Annotated in this window: 1 protein-coding gene and 1 pseudogene; both read left to right on the top strand. The window is 59.5% G+C overall.

Features of this window, described 5'->3' with window-relative positions; genetic code table 11:
• On the top strand, positions 1-278 hold a 278-nt coding region (locus tag PDO_RS15325; protein WP_037074342.1), incomplete at its 5' end, for an AAA family ATPase.
• 30 nt (positions 279-308) lie between these two features.
• A pseudogene (locus tag PDO_RS29355) lies at positions 309-1,155 on the top strand (aminotransferase class V-fold PLP-dependent enzyme); the annotation flags it as partial.

The raw sequence follows: 1,155 nt of genomic DNA, 5'->3' as shown, positions 1-1,155 counted from the left end.
TCGCGATGGAGCCCGCCGTGCTGCTCTTCGATGAGCCGACGTCCTCGCTCGACCCGGAAATGGTTGGCGAAGTGCTCGATGTCATGCGCAAGCTTGCAGGCTCAGGCGTCACGATGATCGTGGTCACCCATGAAATGGGCTTTGCCCGCCAGGTCGCCGACCGGGTGATCTTCATGGACCGCGGCCGCCTTGTTGAGGCCGGCACGCCGGAAGCGATCTTTGACAATCCCAAAGAGGAACGGACGCGCGGCTTCCTGCGCGCGGTCCTCAACCACTGAACAAAAATATAGCATTGGAGGACAACAAGGATGGCCACCACTTCGCCGCTCAATCTCGATTTCGTGCGCAGCCAGTTTCCCGGCCTTGATCGCGGCTGGACCTTTTTCGACAATGCCGGCGGATCGCAGATCCTCAAGGGTGCCGTCGAGCGAATCAATACCTTTCTGATCGAGAAGAATGTCCAGATCGGCGGTTCTTACGAGGTGTCCCAGGCCGCCGCCAATGCCCTGCACGAGGCCCGTACCGCCGCCATGCATCTCGTCAATGCCGGCCGGCCCGAGGAGATTATCTTTGGCAATTCGACCACCGCGCTGTTGCAGAACCTGGCCCGCGTCATGCACAGCCAGCTGGCGCCAGGCGACGAGATCATCGTCACCATTGCAGATCACGAATCCAATATCGGCCCCTGGGACCGGCTGCAGGAGCGCGGCGTCATTTTCAAGGTCTGGCCGCTGAACAAGGAAACGGACTGACGCTTGATCTGGCAGACCTCGCGCCTCTGATGAGCGAGCGCACCAAGCTCGTCTGCGTTACCCATTGCTCGAACCTGCTCGGCTCGATCAATCCGATCCGTGAAATCGCCGATTTCGTCCACGCTCGCGGTGCAAGGATCTGCGTCGATGCCGTGGCCTATGCCCCGCACCGCGCTGTCGACGTTCAGGCCTTCGACGTCGACTATTATGTCTTCAGCCTCTACAAGACCTATGGTCCACATTATGCGCTGATGTACGGGAAATACGACCTGCTTCTGGAGCTTGATCCGCTCTACCACTATTTCTACGGCCGCGACAAAGTTCCGGGCAAGCTGGAGCCGGGCAATCCGAACTACGAACTGGCTTACGCAACCTGCGGCATCGTCGACTATCTCGTTGCCTT

It is taken from the genome of Rhizobium sp. PDO1-076 (assembly GCF_000247475.1).
Taxonomy (GTDB): Bacteria; Pseudomonadota; Alphaproteobacteria; order Rhizobiales; family Rhizobiaceae; genus Allorhizobium.
Note: the sequence above shows the minus strand (reverse complement) of the source record. Positions and strands in the feature narration are given on the sequence as shown.